Source organism: Burkholderia sp. AU6039 (assembly GCF_002223365.1).
Classification (GTDB): Bacteria; Pseudomonadota; Gammaproteobacteria; order Burkholderiales; family Burkholderiaceae; genus Burkholderia.
In genome coordinates, this window is the sequence record NZ_NKFK01000007.1 from 96,671 (window position 1) to 117,744 (window position 21,074).

22 protein-coding genes are annotated in these 21,074 nt (G+C 66.0%); 12 read left to right on the forward strand and 10 right to left on the reverse strand.

Going from position 1 to position 21,074, the window contains the following annotated elements:
* Window positions 1-4 precede the first annotated feature (4 nt).
* Window positions 5-946, reverse strand: coding sequence for a hydroxymethylglutaryl-CoA lyase (locus CFB39_RS32575; protein ID WP_089476034.1), 942 nt, complete (start codon window positions 944-946; stop codon window positions 5-7).
* A gap of 155 nt (window positions 947-1,101) precedes the next feature.
* Between CFB39_RS32575 and CFB39_RS32580 the strand changes: the two genes are divergently transcribed.
* Window positions 1,102-2,019, forward strand: a complete 918-nt coding sequence (locus CFB39_RS32580) for a LysR family transcriptional regulator (protein WP_089476035.1) — start codon at window positions 1,102-1,104, stop codon at window positions 2,017-2,019.
* A 74-nt stretch (window positions 2,020-2,093) separates the two neighbouring features.
* On the opposite strand, the gene moaD is transcribed toward CFB39_RS32580, so the two are convergent.
* From moaD to fdhD, 5 genes are all read right to left on the reverse strand, one after another.
* Entirely contained in the window at window positions 2,094-2,351 is a 258-nt protein-coding gene (gene moaD / locus CFB39_RS32585; RefSeq protein WP_089476036.1) for a molybdopterin converting factor subunit 1, read from the reverse strand.
* Between the two features lie 56 nt (window positions 2,352-2,407).
* A complete protein-coding gene (locus CFB39_RS32590; protein WP_089476037.1) occupies window positions 2,408-2,977 on the reverse strand; it encodes a molybdenum cofactor biosynthesis protein MoaE in 570 nt (189 codons plus the stop codon).
* 46 nt (window positions 2,978-3,023) lie between these two features.
* Complete coding sequence (gene moaA / locus CFB39_RS32595) at window positions 3,024-4,148, reverse strand: GTP 3',8-cyclase MoaA (RefSeq protein WP_089476038.1); 1,125 nt, start codon at window positions 4,146-4,148, stop codon at window positions 3,024-3,026.
* Between the two features lie 211 nt (window positions 4,149-4,359).
* Window positions 4,360-5,574, reverse strand: a complete 1,215-nt coding sequence (gene glp, locus CFB39_RS32605; RefSeq protein ID WP_089476039.1) for a gephyrin-like molybdotransferase Glp — start codon at window positions 5,572-5,574, stop codon at window positions 4,360-4,362.
* Window positions 5,574-6,461, reverse strand: coding sequence for a formate dehydrogenase accessory sulfurtransferase FdhD (fdhD, locus tag CFB39_RS32610; protein WP_089476040.1), 888 nt, complete (start codon window positions 6,459-6,461; stop codon window positions 5,574-5,576). The genes glp and fdhD overlap by 1 nt, the downstream gene beginning before the upstream one ends.
* A 428-nt stretch (window positions 6,462-6,889) precedes the next feature.
* Between fdhD and CFB39_RS32615 the strand changes: the two genes are divergently transcribed.
* From CFB39_RS32615 to CFB39_RS32635, 4 genes are all read left to right on the forward strand, one after another.
* Window positions 6,890-8,290: a cytochrome ubiquinol oxidase subunit I gene (locus tag CFB39_RS32615; RefSeq protein ID WP_089476041.1), complete on the forward strand. Its 1,401-nt coding sequence runs from the start codon at window positions 6,890-6,892 to the stop codon at window positions 8,288-8,290.
* 3 nt (window positions 8,291-8,293) lie between these two features.
* The gene (cydB, locus tag CFB39_RS32620) at window positions 8,294-9,301 is read left to right on the forward strand and encodes a cytochrome d ubiquinol oxidase subunit II (protein WP_089476042.1); all 1,008 of its coding nucleotides are present in this window, start codon (window positions 8,294-8,296) and stop codon (window positions 9,299-9,301) included.
* A 175-nt stretch (window positions 9,302-9,476) separates the two neighbouring features.
* Complete coding sequence (locus CFB39_RS32625; protein WP_089476043.1) at window positions 9,477-10,397, forward strand: bestrophin family protein; 921 nt, start codon at window positions 9,477-9,479, stop codon at window positions 10,395-10,397.
* Window positions 10,398-10,607: 210 nt separating this feature from the next.
* Window positions 10,608-10,994: a VOC family protein gene (locus CFB39_RS32635; protein ID WP_089476044.1), complete on the forward strand. Its 387-nt coding sequence runs from the start codon at window positions 10,608-10,610 to the stop codon at window positions 10,992-10,994.
* Window positions 10,995-11,018: 24 nt separating this feature from the next.
* Here the strand turns inward: CFB39_RS32635 and CFB39_RS32640 are convergent, their stop codons facing one another.
* A complete protein-coding gene (locus CFB39_RS32640; protein WP_179257769.1) occupies window positions 11,019-11,459 on the reverse strand; it encodes a nuclear transport factor 2 family protein in 441 nt (146 codons plus the stop codon).
* Window positions 11,460-11,957: 498 nt separating this feature from the next.
* Between CFB39_RS32640 and CFB39_RS39795 the strand changes: the two genes are divergently transcribed.
* Both CFB39_RS39795 and CFB39_RS32645 read left to right on the forward strand, forming a co-directional pair.
* On the forward strand, window positions 11,958-13,529 hold the full coding sequence (locus CFB39_RS39795) for a hypothetical protein (protein WP_144030347.1): 1,572 nt from the start codon (window positions 11,958-11,960) through the stop codon (window positions 13,527-13,529).
* A 131-nt stretch (window positions 13,530-13,660) separates the two neighbouring features.
* Window positions 13,661-14,071, forward strand: coding sequence for a VOC family protein (locus CFB39_RS32645; protein ID WP_089476046.1), 411 nt, complete (start codon window positions 13,661-13,663; stop codon window positions 14,069-14,071).
* Window positions 14,072-14,191: 120 nt separating this feature from the next.
* On the opposite strand, the gene trpS is transcribed toward CFB39_RS32645, so the two are convergent.
* Both trpS and CFB39_RS40400 read right to left on the reverse strand, forming a co-directional pair.
* On the reverse strand, window positions 14,192-15,205 hold the full coding sequence (gene trpS / locus CFB39_RS32650; RefSeq protein ID WP_089476047.1) for a tryptophan--tRNA ligase: 1,014 nt from the start codon (window positions 15,203-15,205) through the stop codon (window positions 14,192-14,194).
* A 212-nt stretch (window positions 15,206-15,417) separates the two neighbouring features.
* Window positions 15,418-15,573 (reverse strand): hypothetical protein, encoded by a 156-nt coding sequence (locus CFB39_RS40400; RefSeq protein WP_174970848.1) that lies wholly within the window; start codon window positions 15,571-15,573, stop codon window positions 15,418-15,420.
* 310 nt (window positions 15,574-15,883) lie between these two features.
* On the opposite strand from CFB39_RS40400, the gene CFB39_RS32655 reads away from it, so the two are divergent.
* The gene (locus tag CFB39_RS32655; protein WP_256991499.1) at window positions 15,884-16,456 is read left to right on the forward strand and encodes a DUF6396 domain-containing protein; all 573 of its coding nucleotides are present in this window, start codon (window positions 15,884-15,886) and stop codon (window positions 16,454-16,456) included.
* A 223-nt stretch (window positions 16,457-16,679) separates the two neighbouring features.
* On the opposite strand, the gene CFB39_RS32660 is transcribed toward CFB39_RS32655, so the two are convergent.
* Complete coding sequence (locus CFB39_RS32660; RefSeq protein WP_089476512.1) at window positions 16,680-16,967, reverse strand: hypothetical protein; 288 nt, start codon at window positions 16,965-16,967, stop codon at window positions 16,680-16,682.
* 302 nt (window positions 16,968-17,269) lie between these two features.
* Between CFB39_RS32660 and CFB39_RS32665 the strand changes: the two genes are divergently transcribed.
* From CFB39_RS32665 to argE, 4 genes are all read left to right on the forward strand, one after another.
* A complete protein-coding gene (locus CFB39_RS32665) occupies window positions 17,270-18,646 on the forward strand; it encodes an NAD(P)/FAD-dependent oxidoreductase (protein ID WP_256991500.1) in 1,377 nt (458 codons plus the stop codon).
* A gap of 75 nt (window positions 18,647-18,721) precedes the next feature.
* Window positions 18,722-19,159, forward strand: a complete 438-nt coding sequence (locus CFB39_RS32670) for a RidA family protein (RefSeq protein WP_089476048.1) — start codon at window positions 18,722-18,724, stop codon at window positions 19,157-19,159.
* Window positions 19,160-19,167: 8 nt separating this feature from the next.
* Window positions 19,168-19,845: a DUF1028 domain-containing protein gene (locus tag CFB39_RS32675; protein ID WP_089476049.1), complete on the forward strand. Its 678-nt coding sequence runs from the start codon at window positions 19,168-19,170 to the stop codon at window positions 19,843-19,845.
* A complete protein-coding gene (argE, locus tag CFB39_RS32680; protein WP_089476050.1) occupies window positions 19,838-21,001 on the forward strand; it encodes an acetylornithine deacetylase in 1,164 nt (387 codons plus the stop codon). The genes CFB39_RS32675 and argE overlap by 8 nt, the downstream gene beginning before the upstream one ends.
* Window positions 21,002-21,074: the final 73 nt, after the last annotated feature.

The window sequence follows — 21,074 nt, forward strand, 5'->3', positions numbered from 1 at the left end:
GGGTTCAGGCGGTGAGGGTGGCCGCGGCGGCGTGGGTGGCCGGCAGGCCCGCGCGCCACAGCGCGCCGTGCAGCGTTTCGCCGTCCAGCCAGCGCGCGACCTTCGCGCGCAGCGTCAGCAGCGCGGCAATGTCGATGCCGGTCTCGATTCCCATGTCGGCAAGCATGAACGCGAGGTCTTCGCTCGACGCGTTGCCGCTCGCGCCGGGCGCATGCGGACAGCCGCCGATGCCGGCGAGCGTCGCGTCGAAGCGGGCGACGCCCGTTTCGAGCGCCGCGTACACATTCGCGAGCGCGAGGCCGCGGGTGTCGTGAAAATGGCCGCACCAGAAGCGCTCGCCGGCGGCGGCGCGCGCCTTGCCGAACAGTTCGCCGACGGCGGCCGGCCCCGCGTAGCCGACCGTATCGGCGATGCTCACGCGGTCGGCGCCGGCATCGAGCAGCGCATGCAGGTAACGCAGCACCTCCGACTGCGCGACGCGGCCCTGGATCGTGCAGCCGAACGCGGTGCCGATGCCGCCTTCGATCTGCGTCTTCGAGCCGGCCGCGTCGCGCGCGGCGCGGATGCGCGCCACCTCGGCGACGACTTCGTCGGGCGTCTTGCGCAGGTTCGCGATGCTGTGGGCGCGGCTCGCCGAGAGCGGCACCAGCATCAGGTCGGCGCCCGCGTCGAGCGCGTGTTCCGCGCCCTTGAGGTTCGGCACCAGCACCGACACGCGCAGGCCGGGCAGCGTCTTCGCGTACGCCACGAGCTCGGCCGTATCGGCCAGTTGCGGGAGCAGGCGCGCCGGCACGAACGATCCGACCTCGATTTCGCGCTGGCCGGCCGCATACGCGTCGCCGATCCACTCGATCTTCCGTTTCGTCGGAAGAATGCGCGGGATGCTTTGCAGCCCGTCGCGCAAGCCGACTTCGCGTATGACTGCATGCTGGGGGAACGACCGCATGTCGCTTGTCTCCGTTGATTTCACCCGTGTCGATGCACCGGCGTCGTGCTAACTTTAGACATTCCTGATGGACATTAAAGCGGTATTTCGGAACCGCCATGTTTCCGAAATGGAATGCCTGATTGCCTGATTGCCTGATTGCCTGGAGACGGCGGATGCGTGACATCGACCTGAAAACGCTGCGGCTGCTGGTGGCCGTGTGCGATCACCGCAACATGGCGCGGGCGGCGGAGGCGGTTCATATCGAGCCGTCGGCGATCAGCAAGCGCATCGCGCAACTCGAAAGCGACCTGGGCGTGCCGCTGCTCACGCGATCGCGGCGCGGCGTCGAGCCGACGGCCGCGGGCAATGCGCTGCTCGAGCACGCGCGCAGCGTGCTCTTCACGATGGAGCGCATCGCGAGCGATGTCGCCGCGTTCGGCGGCGGGCTGAAGGGGCGTGTGAGCATCTGCGCGTCGGCATCGGCGATCGCGGAAGCACTGCTCGACGACATCTCGTCGTTCATGCGCGAACCGGCTAACGAGAACATCCGGGTCGACGTGGAAGAGCGGCTGTCGTCCGAACTCGTGCGGCAGTTACGTGAGGGCGCGGCGAGCGTGGGCGTGTGCTGGGACAACGTCGATCTTCAAGGTTTGCAGCATCGGCCGTATCGGCAGGACCGGCTGGCGCTGGCCGTGCATCGCGATCATCCGCTCGCGAACGAGCCGTCGCTGCGCTTCGAGCAGACGCTGGGCTACGAGCATGTCGGCCTGCTGCCGACGACCGCCGTTCACACGCTGCTGCAGCGCGCGGCTGCCGATGCCGGCACGACCGTGTCGTATCGCGTGATCGTGTCGGGTTTCGATGCCGCGTTTCGCGTCGTAGCGGCCGGGCTCGGGATCAGTGTCGTGCCGATGGAAGTGGCCGACACGTATCGGCCGGTGTTCGGCATCAAGGTGATCCCGCTCGTCGACGCGTGGGCGAAGCGCCGGTTCGTCGTTTGTTTCAGGAGCTTCGACGCGCTGCAACCGGCCGCGCAACGGATGGTCGACTATCTGTCGAGCCGGGCCGCGATGCCGGCCGCGAGCGGCTGATACGCAGCGTCGATGCGTGTGACCTGCAACGGGCAATCGATGTCGCGCCGGGTTCCTTCCGGCTCGTCGTGACCTCAGCCGCCCGTCACCGGCGGGAAAAACGCCACCTCGCTATCCTCCCGCACGACGAATCCCCCCGTCACCATCTCGAGATTCACGGCGGCCCGCACGGGCCGGTCCATCCGCAGCGCTTCCGCGCTGCGCGCGTCGCGTGCGGCCAGCGTGTCGCGCAGCGCGTCGACGGTGAGTTCGCGCGCATCGATCTCGACGGTTTCCTCGTCGAGATCGAGTTGCTCGCGAATGCTTGCAAAGTATTTGATCGTCAGTTTCATCGCGATGTCTTGAAAGGAATCACTCGGCGGAATCGGAACACGCGCAGCGCATACGCTCAACCCCAGCGCCGCATCGCCTGGTCGTCGTGCGCTTTCGCCTCGACCCAGCCGGATACGCCGTCGTGGCGGATCTCCTTCTTCCAGAACGGCGCATGGGTCTTCAGGAAGTCCATCAGGAATTCGCACGCGTCGAACGCGGCGCCGCGATGCGCGGCGGCCACCACGACCAGCACGACCGCCTGGCCGAGCGGAATGCGCCCGACGCGATGCACGATCCTGATCGTTTCGAGCTGCCAGCGCGCGCTGGCTTCCTCGACGATGCTCCATAGCGCCTGTTCGGTCATCGTCGGATAGTGCTCGACCTCGAGCGCGATCACGTCATCGACGTCGCCTTCGTTGCGCACGACGCCGAGGAAATTCACGACCGCGCCGACATTCGGATTGCGAACGATCGGCGCGAGCTCGGCGCCGGCATCGATCGACGCGTACTGGACGCGCACTTCGAAGCCCGCGGCAATCGACGGTGGCGGTTCGGGATGCGGGTCGGTCGCGTTGTCGGGCGCGGAGCTGCCCGCGTGCAACGGATCGTCCGGCAGCCCGGCACGGGATTCGGTGAAGCTCGTCATGACGATTCTCCTGTAGGCGGTGCGGCCTGGGGCGCGCGGCGGCCCCTCAGCCGCCGACCAGCGACATGCGCACGGTCGGATAGGTCTTGCCCGGCGCGCGGGCAGGCCGTGCGGCCCGGCGCTCGGAATAGCGGTCGTCGCGGTGCGTCCAGCGCTCGCGCACGGCGGCGGCGAGGTCGGCGCTCGACGCTGCGTCGTCGAGCCACGGCCGCAGGTCGGTGCCTTGCGTCGCGAACAGGCACGTGTAGAGCTGCCCGTCGGCCGACACGCGGGCGCGCGAGCAGGTGCCGCAGAACGGATGCGACACGCTCGCGATGAAGCCGACCTCGCCCGCGCCGTCGATGTGCGCGCAACGGATCGCGGTCGCGTCGTGCGCCGGTTCGCCGACGAGCACGAGCGGATAGTGTTCGTCGATCAGCTCGCGCATCCGCGCGGCCGGCACGACCTTGTCGCCGGACCAGAAGCTCGCGCCGCCGACGTCCATGTATTCGATGAAGCGCACGGCCACGCCGGAATGCCGGAAGTGCCGCACGAGCGGCAGGATCTGGTCGTCGTTCGCGCCGCGCTCGATCACCGCGTTGACCTTGACCGGCGCGAGCCCGGCCGCCTGCGCGGCCTCGATGCCGGCCAGCACGCGCGACACGGGCACGTCGGTGTCGCTCATCCGGCGGAACACCGCGTCGTCGAGCGCATCGAGGCTGACCGTCACGCGCGACAGGCCCGCGTCGCGCAGCATGCGCGCCTTCGCGGCCAGCAGCGAGCCGTTGGTCGTCAGCGCGATCTCGACGGGCTTGCCGTCGACGGTCGTCAGCGCGGCGAGACGTTCGATCAACGCTTCGAGGTTGCGGCGCAGCAGCGGCTCGCCGCCCGTGATGCGGATCTTTTCGACGCCGAGCGACGTGAACGCACGGGCGATCTTTTCGAGTTGCGCGAACGACAGCCGCTCGGACGACGGCATGAACGCATAGTCGGCGCCGAAGCTTTCGCGCGGCATGCAGTAGCCGCAGCGGAAATTGCATTGATCGATCACGGACAGGCGCAGGTCGCGCAGCGGGCGGCCGAGCGTGTCGGTCGTGCGGGGGAAAGCGCCGGGCGATGCGCCGCCGGAAAGTGCGGCAGCGGCCGGCGCGGCGGAAACGATGGCATTCACGATCGGTTCGTCGGCCTGCAAGAAGTAAGCGGTGGGGCGTCGCCGGTCGGCCGTGCGTGTGCGGATGGGCAGGCGCACGGCGCGTGACGAGCCTCATCGTGAGGATAGTCCGCGGGGTTTTCGCGGCAGGGACACAATCGCGCCCGAATTGCAGGGATACAGTTCGCCGGCCGGCCGGCGTGGCCGGCGCGGCGGTGAAGGCCGTGAATCGGGCGGGTGAGCGGCGTCACGCTCATGCGAGCCAGTGCGCGAATTCGTAATACGGTACCGCGTCGCCGCACACGATGCGCTGCCCGGCCGGCAGCCGCGCCAGCCCGCTCGCCTGCACGAGCGATTGCAGCGTGCCGGCGCCTTGCTGGCGCAACGTGTCGAGCGCGGGCGTGCCGTCGAGGCCGACGGTGCAGTGCACGCGCTCGAAGCGTTCGCGCTGCGGATCCGGTTCGAAGTCGGCGTCGATCGGCAGCGACGGCACGATCGGCATGCGTGCGCTGCGCCCCTGCAGGCGGCGGATCAGCGGCGCGACGAACAGCGCGAACGCGGTCATCGCGGCCCCCGGATTGCCGGGCAGCAATACCACCGGCCGCGTGTCGAGCCGGGCGAGCGCAACCGGCTTGCCCGGCTTCATGCGCACGCCGGCGACGATGAACGACGCGCCGAGCGTGTCCAGCGCGGGGCGCAGCAGATCCTTGTCGCCGACCGATGCGCCACCGACGCAGATCACCAGGTCGCAACCCGCGTGCAGATCGCGCAGCGCACGATCGACGGCGGCCGCGGTGTCGGCCGCATGCAGGCGCATCGCGACTTCGGCACCGGTTCCCGAAACGAGCGCGGCGAGCATCGGCGCATTGCTGTTGTATATCTGTTGCGGCGCACGCGGCTGCCCGCACGCGACGAGCTCGTCGCCGGTCGTCAGGATGCCGACGCGCAGCGCCGGGCGCACGTCGACGCGCGCGAACCCCTGCGCGGCGGCCACGCCGACGTGCATCGGGCCCATGCGCACGCCGGCCGGCACGAGCCGGTCGCCGGCGCGCACTTCCTCGCCCTGGCGGCGGATGTGCGAGCCGCTGCGCTGCGGCGCGTCGAACGCGACCCAGCCGTCCCGCTCGCGTGCGTGTTCCTGCATCACGACGGTGTCCGCGCCGGGCGGAATCACGCTGCCGGTGAAGATGCGTGCGGCCGTGCGCGGGGCCAGCGGCGCCGGCGTGTCGCCTGCGTAGCAGCGTTGCGCGACGTGCAACGGCTCGCCGTGCGCGAGATCCGTGTAACGCACGGCGTAGCCGTCCATCGCACTCTGGTCGGCCGGCGGCTGGTCGAGTACGGCGACGAGCGGCGCGGCCAGCACGTGGCCGGCGGCTTCCGCGATCGGGACGGACGTGGTGGCGCCGAGCGGCGCGAACGCACTCGCGAAATGCTGCTGCGCGGTGTCGAAATCGGTCAGGAGTTTCATCAGGAAAGCGCCGGATGCGCTTGAGCGAGCGCGGGTTGAGAGGGTTGATCGGGTTGAGAGGGCCGAGCGACGTCGGGCGACACGTACTCGACGAAGCCGTCGTTGCGGCAGAAGCCGACCAGCCTGACGCCGGCTTCGCGGGCGACGTCGATCGCGAGCGAGGTCGGCGCCGAGATCGTCGCGATCATCGGGATGCCGACCCGCGCGGCCTTGCGCACCAGCTCGTAGCTTGCGCGGCTGGACAGGAACACGAAGCCGTCGTGCAGGTTCGCGCGGCGCCGCGCGAGCCGGCCGATCAGCTTGTCGAGCGCGTTGTGGCGGCCGACGTCCTCGAACACGTCGAGCACGTCGCCGTCGCGGTTGCACCACGCGGCCGCATGGATGCCGCCCGTCTCGCGCATCAGCGTCTGGTGGGCCGGCAACGCGCGCGCGGCCCGTTCGATCGCTGCCGCGCCGATACCGGCGGCCGTGCCGGCGGCGGCGATGCGCGGCGGGTGCAGGTCGAGCTGCGCGATGCTTTCGATCCCGCAGACGCCGCAGCCGGTGCGGCCGGCCAGCGCGCGCCGGTGCGCCTTCATCGCCATGAATGCCTGCTGCGACACGGTCAACCGCACTTCGGCGCTGCCGGCCCAGCATTCGCTTTCGATGTCGAACACGTCCGATGCGCGCTCGACGATACCTTCGCTCAGTGCGAAGCCGAGGCCGAACACGTCGAGGTCGATCGGGGTCGCCATCATGACCGTATGTGCAATGTCGTTGAACACGAGTGCAACCGGCGTTTCCTCGACGACGCTGTCGACGGTGTCGCGCGCTTCGCCGGCACGGTGACGCGTCACCTGACACGCGGTGCTGCCGGTCGGCGCGTCGCGGCGGATGCAGGACTCCATGCGGTTTTCTCCAGGCGGATCGGCCGGCGGGCCGGCCGGGTCGGGCGGGTACGCCGGACCAGGGGAATCGGGAGGCTGCCGGGCGGGCGCGGCCGAAGGGGCGCGCCGTCGCTTCCGGCAGGCGTTTCATGGGATGTTAAGGGGGATGACAGGCACGCCGGATATACAGCGCTGCAGCGCCGAAAGCAGTACAGCTGACCATCCCGCAGGCACGAAATGTGTTTTCCGTGCACACATCTTCGGCGGCGTAAGCAGCACAGTTTCAACGCACGTTCGAACGATTGCGAGTATCGTTGCAAACGCGATATCGTCATTCACGCTTCGATGCCATGCGAGTGACCGTTTGTGTTCGCATGTGTTGTCGCCAAGCCGTCGCGCGATTTCCTGCTTCGAGCGTACGTCCTCACAACCACGAGCAAATTACGGTCATGGAAATCTTCGATGCGTTCCATCTCGCCCGCTTGCAATTCGCGTTCACGGTGTCGTTCCACATCGTGTTTCCCGCGATCAGCATCGGTATGGCGAGCTTCCTGGCAGTGCTGGAATGGCGCTACCTCGTCACCGGCGATGCCGCCTACAAATCCATGTTCCAGTTCTGGTCGAAGATCTTCGCGATCGGCTTCGGGATGGGCGTGGTCTCCGGCGTCGTGATGGCGTACGAGTTCGGCACCAACTGGGCCGGCTTCTCGCGCGTCGCCGGCAACATCACGGGCCCGCTCCTCACGTATGAAGTGCTGACGGCGTTCTTCCTCGAAGCCGGCTTCCTCGGCGTGATGCTGTTCGGCTGGCAGCGCGTGAGCCCCCGCGCACACTTCTTCGCGACGCTGATGGTCGCGGTCGGCACGCTGATCTCGACGTTCTGGATCCTCGCGTCGAACAGCTTCATGCAGACGCCGCAGGGCTACAAGATCGAGAACGGCCTCGTCGTGCCGGTCGACTGGTTCAAGATCGTCTTCAACCCGTCGTTCCCGTACCGTCTCGTGCACATGACGATCGCGGCGTTCATCGTCGCGGGCTTCATCGTCGCCGCGTGCGGCGCGTGGCACCTGCTCAAGGGGCGCCGCGACGAGCCGGTGAAGCGCAGCTTCTCGATGGCGCTGTGGATGCTGCTGGTGCTCGCGCCGATCCAGATCGTCGTCGGCGATGCGCACGGGCTGAACACCCGCGAATACCAGCCGGCGAAGATCGCGGCGATCGAGGGGCTGTGGGAAACCGAGAAGGGCGGCACCGCGCTGAACCTCTTCGGGTTGCCCGACATGCAGGCCGAAACCACGCGCTATGCGATCCAGGTGCCGCACCTCGGCAGCCTGATCCTCACGCACAGCTGGGACGGCGAGATTCGCGGGCTGAAGGAATTCCCGCCGCAGGACCGCCCGTATTCGCCGATCGTGTTCTGGACGTTCCGGATCATGGCGGGCCTCGGGATGCTGATGCTGCTCACCGCGCTGCTCGGGCTGCTGCTGAGAAAGGGCGGGCGCCTGTATGAAACGCGCTGGTTCCAGTGGTTCGTGGTGGCGATGGGGCCGTCGGGCATCCTCGCGTTGCTGGCCGGCTGGATCACCACCGAGGTCGGGCGGCAGCCCTGGACCGTGTACGGCGTGCTGCGCACCGTCGATTCGGTCGCGCCGCTCAGCGCGCAGCAGGTCGGCGTGTCGCTGCTGATCTTCGTGGTCGTGTATTTCCTGGTGTTCGGAACGGGTATCTATTACATGATGAAACTGATGAAGCGCGGGCCGGCTGCCCAGGCCGGGTATATCGAGCTGCACCGGCATCCGGGGCTGCGCAAGAGCGCGCTGTCCACGCCGCTGAACGTCACCGAAGCGGAGTAAGCCATGCACATCGATCTTCCTGTCATTTGGGCCGCGATCATCGGCCTCGGCGTGTTCATCTACGTGATGCTGGACGGCTTCGATCTCGGCATCGGCCTGCTGTTTCCGTTCTTCGACGCGAAGGCCGAGCGCCAGGTGATGCTCGACACCGTCGCACCGGTGTGGGACGGCAACGAGACGTTCCTGGTGCTCGGTGGCGCGGGGCTCTACGGCGCGTTCCCGGTCGTGTATTCGACGCTGCTGCCGGCGAACTACCTGCCGCTGGTGCTGATGCTGGTCGGGCTGATCTTCCGCGGGGCGGCGTTCGAGCTGCGCGCGAAGGCCACGCGCACGCAACACATGTGGGATCTCGCGTTCATCGGCGGCTCGGCGCTGGCCGCGTTCTGCCAGGGGATCGTGCTCGGTTCGCTGCTGCAGGGCATCAAGATCGAGAACAACCAGTTCGCGGGCGGGCCGTTCGACTGGCTGTCGCCGTTCAGCCTGCTGTGCGGGATCGGCGTGCTCGTCACGTATGCGACGCTCGGCTGCGGCTGGCTGATCCTGAAGGTCGACGGCGAACTGCAGCGCAAGATGCGGTTGCTGATGAAGCCGCTCGCGGGCGTGCTGCTCGTCGTGATGGGCGTGGTCAGCCTGTGGACCGTGATCGGGCTGCCGGCCGTCGCGCATCGCTGGTTCGGCAGCGGCAACCTCGGCTGGTTCCTGCCGGTGCCGGTGCTCGTCGTCGCCTGCGTGTGGGGCATCTTCCACACGGTGAAGCGCGAGCACGAGGCCACGCCGTTCCTGCTGACGCTCGCGCTCGTGTTCCTCGGCTACACGGGGCTCGTGATCAGCATCTGGCCGAACATCGTGCCGCCGTCGCTGTCGATCTGGGACGCGTCGTCGAGCCACTCGAGCCAGCTGTTCGCGCTCGTCGGCACCGTGATCGTGCTGCCGATCATCCTCGTGTACAACGCGATGCAGTACCGCGTGTTCCGCGGCAAGGTGCGCGAGGGCGATATCGGCTATCACTGAGCGGCCATCACTGAACGCCGCATGATGTGACGGGCATGGCGGGCGCGGGCGTATCATCACGCGCAGCGCGTTGCCCGCCCCGGCCTTCACCCGACAGCGGCCCGCCACGCGCGGGCCGTTGCGCATCGGGCGCCGGCGCGCCGTTTGATGCATTCCCTGCAGTCGAGAAAACACCATGATCGTCCGACCACAACAAAACTGGCTCAGGATGCTGTTCGTCTGGAACGGCTCCGTGCTGCAATCGATCATTCCGCAGCTCGTGTTCATGGCGGTCGTCAGCACGCTGGCGGTCTTCACGAACGGGCGCATCTTCGGCGAGAAGATCCCCCTCAACACCGCGCCGTTCACGCTGTTCGGGCTCGCGCTCGCGATCTTTCTCGGCTTTCGCAACAGCGCGAGCTTCGAGCGTTTCAAGGAGGCGCGGCATCTGTGGGGCAACCTGCTGATCGCGGCGCGTACGCTGACGTCGCAGTTCAATCGCTACCTGCCCGACAGCGTGAGCGACGCCGAGCGCAACCGGCTCGCCGACCTGCTGATCGCGCTCACCTATGCGCTCAAGCATCAGCTTCGTCATACCGATCCGACCGCGGACCTGCAGCGCATTCTCGGTGCGGAACGCACGGCCGAGCTGGGCGGCAAATGCTTCAAGCCCGTCGCGATCCTCGACGAGCTGCGCGGCGGCATCGTCCGTGCGTTGGGCCGTGCGCCCGGTAGCGACGCGACCTGCTGGATGTTCGAGACGCAGCTCGACGAGGTCGGCAAATCGGTCGGTGGTTGCGAACGCATCCTGTCGACGCCGATTCCGTTCTCGTACAGCGTGCTGCTGCATCGCACCGTGTATGCGTATTGCGTGCTGCTGCCGTTCGGCCTCGTCGATTCGACGGAGTTCTTCACGCCGCTGATCTGCGTGTTCATCTCGTACACGCTGATCGCGCTCGAAGCGATCGCGAGCGAGGTGGCCGAGCCGTTCGGCCTCGCGCCGAACGCGCTGGCACTCGATGCGATGACGCGCACGATCGAGCGGTCGGTGCTCGAACTGGGCGACCGCCCGCTGCCGGAGGAATTCGTGCCGGCGTCGACGTACCAGATCACGTAGGCGGCGGCACGTCGCGGCGCTGTGTCGATTTCGAGCCGGCGTCGGGCGGCAGGGTCGTGCGTTTCCTGCACGATCCCGACCGCGATGCGGCGATCGCCGACGACTTCGACGGCTACCTGCGCAAGCTGATCGACGACGGTGATGCGTTTGTCATCGATTTCGACGAAGAATAGTGGCAGGGCGGTGGCTGCCGCGACAGGAGCGATTGAAATGCGAATCTACGTGACGAGTATCTTTGTCGACGACCAGGACACGGCGTTGGCGTTCTATACCGACAAGCTCGGGTTCAAGCTGAAGAACAACGTGCCGGTGGGCGAGACCCGCTGGCTGACGGTAGTGTCGAAGGACCAGCCGGACGGCACCGAGCTGCTGCTCGAGCCGAGCAACCATCGCGCGGTCGGCCCTTACAAGCAGGCGCTGTACGAGGACGGCATTCCGGCGGCATCGTTCCAGGTCGACGATCTCGATGCGGAGTTCGCGCGACTCACGGATCTCGGTGTGCGCTTCACGTTGGAGCCGATGGACGCGGGGCCGGTGCGCGTCGCGGTCGTCGACGATACGTGCGGGAACCTGATTCAGCTTATGCAGATGAAGTGACGCCATGCGCCGCGCGCGGGGCGCTCAGCGCACCGCGACCGCCGGCGCATCGTGCATCCAGCTGCGCTCCTGCGTGCGGCGGTGGATGCGCCACCCGCATTCGGTACGCACCAGCAGGTCGCGATACCAGAGCCCGACGAAGCACACGCGCTCGTCGCCGGCGTCATCGATCGTGATCATCATCGCCTGGCCGGCCGTTCGCGCGGTCGCCGCGTCGCCGTCGACGGTCAGCAGCGACGTCGAGATCGTGTGCTGCGTGCCGCGCATCGCCGACGTCACCTGTTCCAGATAGGCAGCAATCTCCGCACGGCTGCCAGCCGGGCCGCCGAAGGCCGAGTAATCGAGCGTCGCATTGGCCGCGAAGAGGCGTTCGAATTCGTGCCAGTCGTGGCGGTCGACGGCGTGGCAATAGCGGGTCAGCAGATCCTGGATCTCCATCCGGTCGATCGTTTCCTGGGGTGTCATGGTGTCGTGGGTAGGTGGATGACGGGGAAACGATAGCGGGGGCGGGCGGGGGTGACATCGGCGGAGTGGACTAAGAGGCGGTTTCAAAGAGTCCCAATGGGGCCGCCAACTTTCGCGGTGAGCAGCTAACCGCATGCATCGCAACTATCAAGGCTCAGGCGACGGGCCAACCGATCATTGGCGACGAATTGCGGACTTGGATGCAGCCGTTGCTGCCTTCGTCCAGGCTGCGGTTCGGCAAGAACCCGGGCCGCCTGCATGTTTCGATAGCACCGGTTCGCCGAGCGCATCCATACCTGACTGCATCACTTTGGCCGCCGCTGTATTCGCTTTGAGCATCGCGCGGACATTCGCCGTGCACTAATCAAGCTCGGCGGCTACCCGATCTGCGGGAATACCCTTCAACGTACGGATCGACATCTTTGAAAAAAACTGTCAGATCGATGAAAGTGGGGTGGGGTTACGATTATAATTTCCTCTGATTCGGAGGGTAGTCAAATGAAAAAAATTCATCCCTTTATATTATCTTTGGCTTTTTTATTCGGCTGCGCCAATGCGCCCGTTAGTCAGTCGCCCAGTCAGCTTGCAGCAACGCACGGGTATGTATATGTTTCCATCCCGAAAGAGAGCGCGATCGATTATGTGCAGCTGGAGTCTCTGAAAGAAAATTCCACTTTTTTGCTGCAGCCGCACCCCGGTTTTGATTCAAATGGTGCGGGGCTTTGGGTTCCGGCTGGAGAATATCGGCTGGCAAAATGGCAAAATTACAAGTTGAATGATTATCCGAAGATAGAAGTTCAGCAAGGCCGAATAACGGATCTCGGTGGCCTGATTCAATTGCCGATTGGGGGGTATAGATTTGTAGTGCTCCCGGTCAAGCACAGGGAATTTGATGAAAATTTGAAATCCATTCAAAATGAATACCAATCGGTTTTGGTGTCGAAAGATCCGATCGAGTGGGAGGTTCAGAAAGCGCCCGCATCCATTGAAACCCTGTATCCCCTTACAGGGCTTGGTTTGCTGGCCGATTTGTTGATGGATTATGAGCGGCACGTCAACATGCCGGCCATAAGCAAGCAACTTGCCGATGCGAAGACGGTAAATGATTTTCTCCTGTTATGGAAAACTGCAGCTCCACCATTGACTCGGAAATTTGAACATGACGCGTCTGGCAACCTGTACTACGGCGCGGATATGGGGCAAATCCGGGTCAGAGGCCCTCAGGGGGGCTGGAGAGCCCTGGATACAGGATCCCTACACGAAGTAACTGCCGTCAAGGCAGATGGCAAGGCACTTGTGGCCGGATTCGACAACGGTGTTATTCGTGTCACAGAAGATGGGGGGGTGTCCTGGAAAACTCTTGCCGCCATGGGGGGGGATGCCAGAATCGTGGATATCGATAGAAAAGCCAACCAATGGTTCGTAGCGGTGGCGCGAGGTGTGGTAAATGGCGCCGTCTGGAAGGAGGTCAATAATATCGAGGTCTATCAATCTGGGTCGAATAACCTGCGGGATCTGGTCAAGATAAAACAAATTGGCGGAGAAAAGGGATTCAAGGCAATTAATGTGTTTCCCGGGCAGGTCGAGTCAACTGATGATTTCTACTATGTTGGCACCCCGTCTCAACTGCTAAGAATGAATTTGTCCACAAAGGCGTGGGCCCCGGTTACCCCGCCCACCGATATGACTGGCTTTCACGCTTCATCTGCATCCGGAGTGCTGACGGCATATCATGCTCAAGGAGCATTTTCCAAATTGTACTTGTCAAGCGACAATGGGGAATCATGGGTGAAATACAATACTCCGCCTTACGTTTTCTCGGATATTCGTTTTGACAATCTCAGTGACGGGAGGGCGGTGCGTTGGAATATGGGAGCATTTAGCTCGGATCTGGAATTGAGGGAATTTGATCGTCAGGGCGGTTCGTGGAAAACGCTGACGGAGGCGCCACATGGCTGCCGGCGCATGTTGCCGGACACGACCGGCATGCCAAGATTTTGCATAACGGCAGCCGGCAGTATTCTCAGCTATACAGATTCAAAGTGGTCGGTTGAATATGCTGCAGACTAGCAGGCTGTTGAAACAGGGGGCTGGTCGGCGAAGCACGTTTCGGGAAGCAAAGCGTCAGCGGATTCTTCTTCCGCTGTCGCTTGGGGGCGGCGGTCAGGTAGACTCGTGTGCCCTTCGACGGAGGAGATGCGATGCAACTGCTTGATCACGTATCAATCAGCGTGCCGGATATCGAACGGGCACGCCCGTTCTACGATGCCATCATGGCCGCGCTGGGCGCAGCCAAGGTCTATGACCGGCCGACCGCGCTCGGCTACGGCGAACGCTGCAATGCGAACGACACCGCATCGACGTTTCTGGCGGTCTATCTGGATCCCGCTGAAATCGGCGCGAGCAAGCGGCACTGGTGTTTCAAGGCCGCGAGCCGCGAGCAGGTGGATGCGTTTTTCGAGGCCGGCCTGGCGACGGGCGGGCAGTCCGACGGTGAACCCGGCTTGCGGCCGCGTTACCACGGCGACTACTACGGCGCGTTTCTCGTCGACCCGGCCGGCAATCGGGTCGAGGCGGTGTGTCATGCGTCCGTGCCGGCGAGCGCATCGTGATGAGGTTGCGGTTGCGTCAACGCTTGCTTGCGCGTGTGACTCGGCGGTGAACGCCGCGCGCCGGCCGGATTCCGTCAGGCGGCGCGCGGAGCGCACTCGCATGCTCGCCGCCTGCGTTGCTCAATCGAAGTAGTTCAACCCCATCGCGCCCTTCACCTCGGCGAGCGTCGTGCCGGCCACGTCCCGTGCGTGCATCGTGCCGCGCTTCAGGATCGCCATCACTTCGGCCTTGTCGGCCTCGAATTCGCGACGGCGCGCGCGGATCGGCTCGATCAACGCCTGCAGCCGCTCGTTCAGCACGCGCTTGACGACGCTGTCGCCGAGCCCGCCGCGACGGTAGTGCGCCTTCAGCTCGTCGACCTTCTGCACGTCAGGTTCGAACGCATCGAGGAACGTGAACACGACGTTGCCCTCGACCTGGCCGGGATCGCTCACGCGCAGGTGGTTCGGGTCCGTGTACATGTCCTTCACGGCCTGCGTGATCTCGTCCGGCGTCGAGCCGAGCGTGATCGCGTTGCCGAGCGACTTGCTCATCTTCGCCTTGCCGTCGATCCCCGGCAGCCGCGTGACCGCCGACAGCACGGCCTCGCATTCGACCAGCACCGGCTGCTCGACGGTCGCGTTGAAGCGGCGCACGAGTTCGTTGGTCTGCTCGATCATCGGCAACTGGTCGTCGCCGACCGGCACGTGTGTCGCCTTGAACGCGGTGATGTCGGCCGCCTGGCTCACCGGGTAGGTCAGGAAGCCGGCCGGGATGTCGCGCTCGAAACCGCGCAGGCGGATCTCTTCCTTGATGGTCGGATTGCGTTCGAGGCGCGCGACCGTGACGAGGTTCAGCAGGTATTGCGTCAGCTCGGCGAGCTCGGGCACTTGCGACTGCACGACGATCGTCGAGATCGCCGGATCGATGCCGACCGCGAGATAGTCGAGCGCGACTTCGATCACGTTCTCGGTGACGCGCTGGCGGCGGCCCATGTTGTCGGTCAGCGCCTGCGTGTCGGCGAGCAGCAGGAACTGCTTCGCTTCGTGCTGCATCTGCACGCGCGCGCGCAGCGAGCCGATGTAGTGGCCGAGGTGCAGCGGGCCGGTCGTGCGGTCGCCGGTGAGGATGGTCGGTCGGGCGGGGTGGGTCATGTTGGTCGTGGCTCCAGGTTATCGAAGCCGCCAGCCATGGTGTCTGCGCAGAAACGCAAATGCCGCCATCGCTGGCGGCATCACGTTTGGGACATGCAAAAGGAAACGGGCCGCCTGGGTCAGGCGCGCCACCAGCAATGCACGTTCGGCGAGGCGGGTCGGGTTTCCATTGCGTGAGTATAGCGTAGTGCGGGGACGGATGGCCGGGCGCGTCAGCGGATCACCGACTCCATCGCGAGGTACGCGGTTTCGGCCGACGGCCACAGCAGGTACAGCAGGCCGGCCATCAGCAGCAGCGCGCCGGCGCGCGCCAGCGGCGTGCGGTCTTTGTGCTGCGGGGGGCGGGGGGGCTGCTTCGAGTTCTTCATGCTTTCAGACTTGCCGGCGCGAAAGGCGCCGCTCCAACGGTTGCTGCAACGGGTCGCGCGGGGCGATGCCGGGGTGTTGCGGGGTTCAACGGGGGCTGTGGGGCACCGCGTTGCCTAGGGTGGACGGCACGGATGGCGGGTCGAGGTCCATTAAAAGGGATCGATCGGGTATCCTGTGCTCGCTTTCCATGCCGAGGCGACCGGCATCCTACCAGTTTGGCGATGTGTGCATAGTCAAGAATTGTCGGGAGGCGTGCGGCCGGAGGCGGCACCTCCGACTCGCGGCGGTTCACAACGCTTGCGGTGCGACATGGACGGGATGGGCATAAAACAGGATGCCAGCCGCGCCTATGCATTCTGGCAATTGGCCGCCAATATGGGCAGTCCGAGTGCGATGGCGTATCTGGGTGGCAAGATGGACGCGCTCTACGACGACCCCAAGGCGGGGTTCTGGGGCAACCGCAAGATCGCACTCCAGATGCTTGAATGTGCGGTCGCGCAGGGCAACGGGCGTGCGGCGTATGTGTTGGGAACGACGATCGCGGGCGATCGAGCCGAGTTGGGCGAGAACAACGAACGTGCGCTCAAGACGTTGCATGCGGGCGTGAAATTCGGTAGCGCCGAGAGTGCGGGATGGTTGAGTGCGTCGTTTGGCAAGGGGGACGCGCTGGTTGGCCATGTCAAGGATGAAGCCCGCGCCGAGCGCTACGGTGTCCTTGCCGATCGCCTGGAACGCGACCCCGACCTGCGTCTGCCGAACCTGGACAAGGTGGTGCCTCTGCCGCCCGCCAAACTGCCCAAGTGGGACGGCAACAAGGAGACGTTGATCGACGCGGCGAAGGCGGTGACGCCGGCAGCGAGTACACGCCTACTTTCGATGTGACGGCGTGGAAGGTCCCGGGGATGCAGTTGATCAGGCAGTCATGCCACTGCGCATTTTCAAAAAGAGACGCGGCCATCTCTTGTCAGACGAGGCCGCGTTCAAGCTGATCTGGAAAAGTGTGATGACGCGGTTTGCGCTCATTGAACGGAGCGCTTTGGCATCGGAATCCGGGTTTTAACCCGCGTCACACGGAAGTCGCGCGTACTCCACGCGGCGGTCGTCACTATTCACGATGCTCGTGCTCATGTTCATGCTCGCGCCACGGATCACGATCGCGCGGATGACGATGCCTCCACTCGTCGCGTTCCCAGTAGCGATGGCCGTCCCAGTAGCGGTCGCCGTGCACGCCGATCTCGACCGATACACCGGCCCCCGGGGCGGGCTCTCGCTCTTCATACCTCGGTTGCGGTGCACCGTAGCCTTGCGCGAAGGCCGTGCTGGTCGCGGCGAGTGCCCCGCCTGCCACGAGGGTCGCCAGAATGCGACGCGTTGCAATTGTCAGGGGTTTCATCGAGCCGTCCTCCATTGAATGCCGACCACGACTCGCGCGCATGATTCGTTCCCGTATGGCGCGGCAGATGCCTCGCTCGCCACGTCGACCTGCCGCCGCGTCACCTCGCAGCGAGTGCCGACCCGGCGTCGGAACGCATGATGTCTCCGTCCGGAGGTATCCCTGATCCCCCAGCTTTTTTCTCGTCAACAACCACAAAAAACATCATTTCGCCTACGCCTGGCTGTCAGCAGAATGTCTCCATTCCAACTCACGCGACAGCCCGAACGTCGCGCCGAGCCGCACTTCCGAAGGAGACAGCCGTGGCAGTCGAAACAACCTCAATCGATACGCTCGTCGTCGGCGCCGGTCAGGCCGGCGTGGCCATGAGCGAGCACCTGGGCAAGCTGGGCGTACCGCATCTCGTGCTGGAGCGCAGCCGCATCGCCGAACGCTGGCGCACCGGGCGCTGGGATTCACTGGTCGCGAACGGCCCCGCATGGCACGACCGCTTTCCGGGCCTCGAATTCGACGGCCTCGATCCCGATGCGTTCGCAACGAAAGACCAGGTCGCCGATTATTTCGAAGCGTATGCGCGCAAGTTCAACGCGCCGATCCGCACCGGCGTCGAGGTGAAGCAGGTCGTGCGCAATGCCGGCAAGCCGGGTTTCATCGTCGAGACGTCCGACGGCACGATCGAGGCGAACCGCGTGGTCGTCGCGACCGGGCCGTTCCAGCGCCCGGTGATTCCGCCGATCGCGCCGGACGATGCGCGCCTCGTGCAGATTCATTCCGCCGACTATCGCAACCCGGCGCAGCTTCCGGAAGGGGCGGTGCTGGTGGTCGGCGCGGGGTCGTCGGGCGTGCAGATCGCCGACGAGCTGCAACGCGCGGGCCGGCAGGTCTACCTGTCGGTCGGCCCGCACGATCGGCCGCCGCGTGCGTATCGCGGCCGCGATTTCTGCTGGTGGCTCGGCGTGCTCGGCGAATGGGACAAGGAAGTCGCGACGCCCGGCCGTGAGCACGTGACGATCGCGGTGAGCGGCGCGCGCGGCGGCCACACGGTGGATTTCCGCAAGCTCGCGAACCAGGGCGTGACGCTCGTCGGGCTGACGAAGTCGTTCGACGGCGGCGTGGTCACGTTCGAACGCGATCTCGCGATCAATCTCGCACGCGGCGACGAGAACTACCTGTCGCTGCTCGACGCGGCCGACGCCTACGCGGCGCGCAACGGCCTCGACCTGCCGGAAGAGCCGGAAGCCCGCCGTATCCTGCCGAACCCCGACTGCGTCGCGCATCCGATCCTCGCGCTCGACCTTGCCGGCGCGGGCGTGACGTCGATCATCTGGGCGACCGGCTACGCGGTCGACTACGGCTGGCTGAAGGTCGACGCGTTCGCCGACAACGGCAAGCCGCAGCACCAGCGCGGCGTGTCGAAGGAGCCGGGCATCTATTTCCTCGGGCTGCCGTGGCTGTCGCGGCGCGGCTCCAGCTTCATCTGGGGCGTGTGGCACGACGCGCGGCACATCGCCGACCACATCGCGATCCAGCGCACCTACCTCGACTACCACGACGCATCGCAGCGCCGCTCGACTTCGCACGCGGAGCAGGACGGCGCCGCGCCGCACGCCGACGCGCAGCCGCACGCCGATACGCAGCCGCTCGCCGACCCGCAGCCGCTCGCCGACGCGGTGAACTGACCGAACCCCCGCCGCCTGCCGCACCGCGTCTGCTTCCGGTGCGGCGGCGTGACCCCTGACGACTGAAGGATTCCGATGAGCCAACCCACCCATACCCGTATCCGCATGTTCAACACGAAGGATACCTACCCGAACCAGACGCTCGACAACGACCTGTGCCAGGCCGTGCGGGCCGGCAACACCGTCTACGTGCGCGGCCAGGTCGGCACCGATTTCGACGGCACGCTGATCGGCCTCGGCGATCCGCGCGCGCAGGCCGAGCAGGCGATGAAGAACGTCAAGCAACTGCTGGAGGAAGCCGGCAGCGACCTCACGCACATCGTGAAGACGACGACCTACCTGATCGACCCGCGCTATCGCGAGCCGGTGTACCAGGAAGTCGGCAAGTGGCTGAAGGGCGTGTATCCGATCTCGACGGGGCTCGTCGTGTCCGCGCTCGGCCAGCCGCAGTGGCTGATGGAAATCGACGTGATCGCCGTGATCCCGGACAACTGGCAGCCGAACCGCGCGTAGGAGGCGACATGACTTTCTCCATCGTCGGGCGTTGCCCGGAGACGGGCCAGCTCGGCATCGCGATCAGCTCGTCGAGCATCGCGGTGGGCGCGCGCTGCCCGTGGGTGCGCGCGGGCGTCGGCGCCGTCGCGACGCAGAACATCACGCTGCCGGCGCTTGGGCCGCAGATCCTCGACCTGATCGAGCACGAGCAGCTCGCGCCCGCCGCGGCGCTCGACCGCGCGCTCAGCGCGAACGGCTGGAGCCAGTACCGGCAGGTCACGGTGATCGACGGGCAGGGGCAGACGGCGTGCTTCACCGGCAAGGAAGCGCTCGGCACGCATCACGCGGTGCAGGGCGAGCAATGCGTGGCGGCCGGCAACCTGCTGGCCGCGCCGGCCGTGATCGACGCGATGGCGCGTGCCTTCGAACAGGCGCCCGGCCTGCTCGCTGATCGCCTGCTGGCCGCGATGCACGCGGCGATGGCGGCCGGCGGCGAGGCGGGGCCGGTGCATTCGGCCGCGCTGAAGGTGGCCGGTGACGTGACCTGGCCGATCGTCGACCTGCGTGTCGACTGGGCCGACACCGATCCGATCGGGCAGCTCGATGCGCTGTGGCACGCGTATCGGCCGCAGATGCAGGACTACCAGACGCGCGCGCTGAACCCCACCGCCGCGCCGAGCTACGGAGTGCCGGGCGATGAATGACACGTCGAGCCGCGCATTGCTGGAACGGCTGATCGGTTTCGCGACGGTCAGCCGCGAGTCGAACCTCGAGATGATCGGGTTCATCCGCGACTATCTCGCGGGCTTCGGCGTCGAGAGCGAATTGTTCTACAACGCGGAACGGACGAAGGCGAGCCTGTACGCGACGATCGGGCCGCGCGATCGCGGCGGCATCGCGCTGTCGGGCCATACCGACGTGGTGCCGGTCGACGGGCAGGCGTGGACGGTCGAGCCGTTCCGGCTGACCGAGCGCGACGGCCGCCTGTACGGCCGCGGCACGGCCGACATGAAGGGCTTCATCGCGTCGGTGCTCGCGGCCGTGCCGGCGTTCGTCGCGCGGCCGCTGAGCATGCCCGTGCATCTCGCGTTCTCGTACGACGAGGAAGTCGGCTGCCTCGGCGTGCGGCCGATGCTCGATGCACTGGCCACGCGCGAGCACCGGCCGCGCCTGTGCCTGATCGGCGAGCCGACCGAACTGAAGCCGGTGCTCGGTCACAAGGGCAAGCTCGCGATGCGCTGCCATGTCAAGGGCGCTGCTTGCCACTCGGCGTACGCGCCGTCGGGCGTCAACGCGATCGACTACGCGGCGAAGCTGATCGGCCGGCTCGGCGAGATCGGCGCGGCGCTCGCGCGGCCCGAACGGCACGACGAACGATTCGATCCACCGTTCTCGACCGTGCAGACCGGGCTGATCAAGGGCGGCCGCGCGCTGAACATCGTGCCGGCCGAATGCGAGTTCGATTTCGAGGTGCGGGCGTTGCCGGATTTCGATGCGCATGACGTGCCGAGAAAGCTGCAGGACTATGCGGAATCCGAACTGTTGCCGAGAATGCGCGCGGTGCAGGCCGATACCGACATTCAACTGCAGCCGCTGGGCGCCTATCCGGGGCTGGCGACCGCGCCGGACAGCGAGGCCGCGCGCCTGCTCGCGATGCTGAGCGGCTCCGATGCGTTCGGCACGGTGGCGTTCGGCACCGAGGGCGGGCTGTTCGGGCAAGCCGGCATTCCGACCGTGGTGTGCGGGCCCGGCAGCATGGACCAGGGGCACAAGCCCGACGAGTTCGTCACGCTCGACCAGCTCCACGGCTGCGACGCGATGCTGGCGCGGCTGGCCGCCCATCTTTCCGCCGCCGCCTGACGCGGCGCGCCTGACCGACACGCACGCACCGCCTCCCGCGGCGCGTGCGCTTTCGTGTACCTTCCGGTTCCTT

Coding starts and splice junctions, on each gene's coding strand:
- CFB39_RS32575 (WP_089476034.1), bottom strand. CDS start 946: ATGCGGTCGTTCCCCCAGCATGCAGTCATACGCGAAGTCGGCTTGCGC.
- CFB39_RS32580 (WP_089476035.1), top strand. CDS start 1,102: ATGCGTGACATCGACCTGAAAACGCTGCGGCTGCTGGTGGCCGTGTGC.
- moaD (WP_089476036.1), bottom strand. CDS start 2,351: ATGAAACTGACGATCAAATACTTTGCAAGCATTCGCGAGCAACTCGAT.
- CFB39_RS32590 (WP_089476037.1), bottom strand. CDS start 2,977: ATGACGAGCTTCACCGAATCCCGTGCCGGGCTGCCGGACGATCCGTTG.
- glp (WP_089476039.1), bottom strand. CDS start 5,574: ATGAAACTCCTGACCGATTTCGACACCGCGCAGCAGCATTTCGCGAGT.
- fdhD (WP_089476040.1), bottom strand. CDS start 6,461: ATGGAGTCCTGCATCCGCCGCGACGCGCCGACCGGCAGCACCGCGTGT.
- CFB39_RS32615 (WP_089476041.1), top strand. CDS start 6,890: ATGGAAATCTTCGATGCGTTCCATCTCGCCCGCTTGCAATTCGCGTTC.
- cydB (WP_089476042.1), top strand. CDS start 8,294: ATGCACATCGATCTTCCTGTCATTTGGGCCGCGATCATCGGCCTCGGC.
- CFB39_RS32625 (WP_089476043.1), top strand. CDS start 9,477: ATGATCGTCCGACCACAACAAAACTGGCTCAGGATGCTGTTCGTCTGG.
- CFB39_RS32635 (WP_089476044.1), top strand. CDS start 10,608: ATGCGAATCTACGTGACGAGTATCTTTGTCGACGACCAGGACACGGCG.
- CFB39_RS32640 (WP_179257769.1), bottom strand. CDS start 11,459: ATGACACCCCAGGAAACGATCGACCGGATGGAGATCCAGGATCTGCTG.
- CFB39_RS39795 (WP_144030347.1), top strand. CDS start 11,958: ATGAAAAAAATTCATCCCTTTATATTATCTTTGGCTTTTTTATTCGGC.
- CFB39_RS32645 (WP_089476046.1), top strand. CDS start 13,661: ATGCAACTGCTTGATCACGTATCAATCAGCGTGCCGGATATCGAACGG.
- trpS (WP_089476047.1), bottom strand. CDS start 15,205: ATGACCCACCCCGCCCGACCGACCATCCTCACCGGCGACCGCACGACC.
- CFB39_RS40400 (WP_174970848.1), bottom strand. CDS start 15,573: ATGAAGAACTCGAAGCAGCCCCCCCGCCCCCCGCAGCACAAAGACCGC.
- CFB39_RS32655 (WP_256991499.1), top strand. CDS start 15,884: ATGGACGGGATGGGCATAAAACAGGATGCCAGCCGCGCCTATGCATTC.
- CFB39_RS32660 (WP_089476512.1), bottom strand. CDS start 16,967: ATGAAACCCCTGACAATTGCAACGCGTCGCATTCTGGCGACCCTCGTG.
- CFB39_RS32670 (WP_089476048.1), top strand. CDS start 18,722: ATGAGCCAACCCACCCATACCCGTATCCGCATGTTCAACACGAAGGAT.
- CFB39_RS32675 (WP_089476049.1), top strand. CDS start 19,168: ATGACTTTCTCCATCGTCGGGCGTTGCCCGGAGACGGGCCAGCTCGGC.
- argE (WP_089476050.1), top strand. CDS start 19,838: ATGAATGACACGTCGAGCCGCGCATTGCTGGAACGGCTGATCGGTTTC.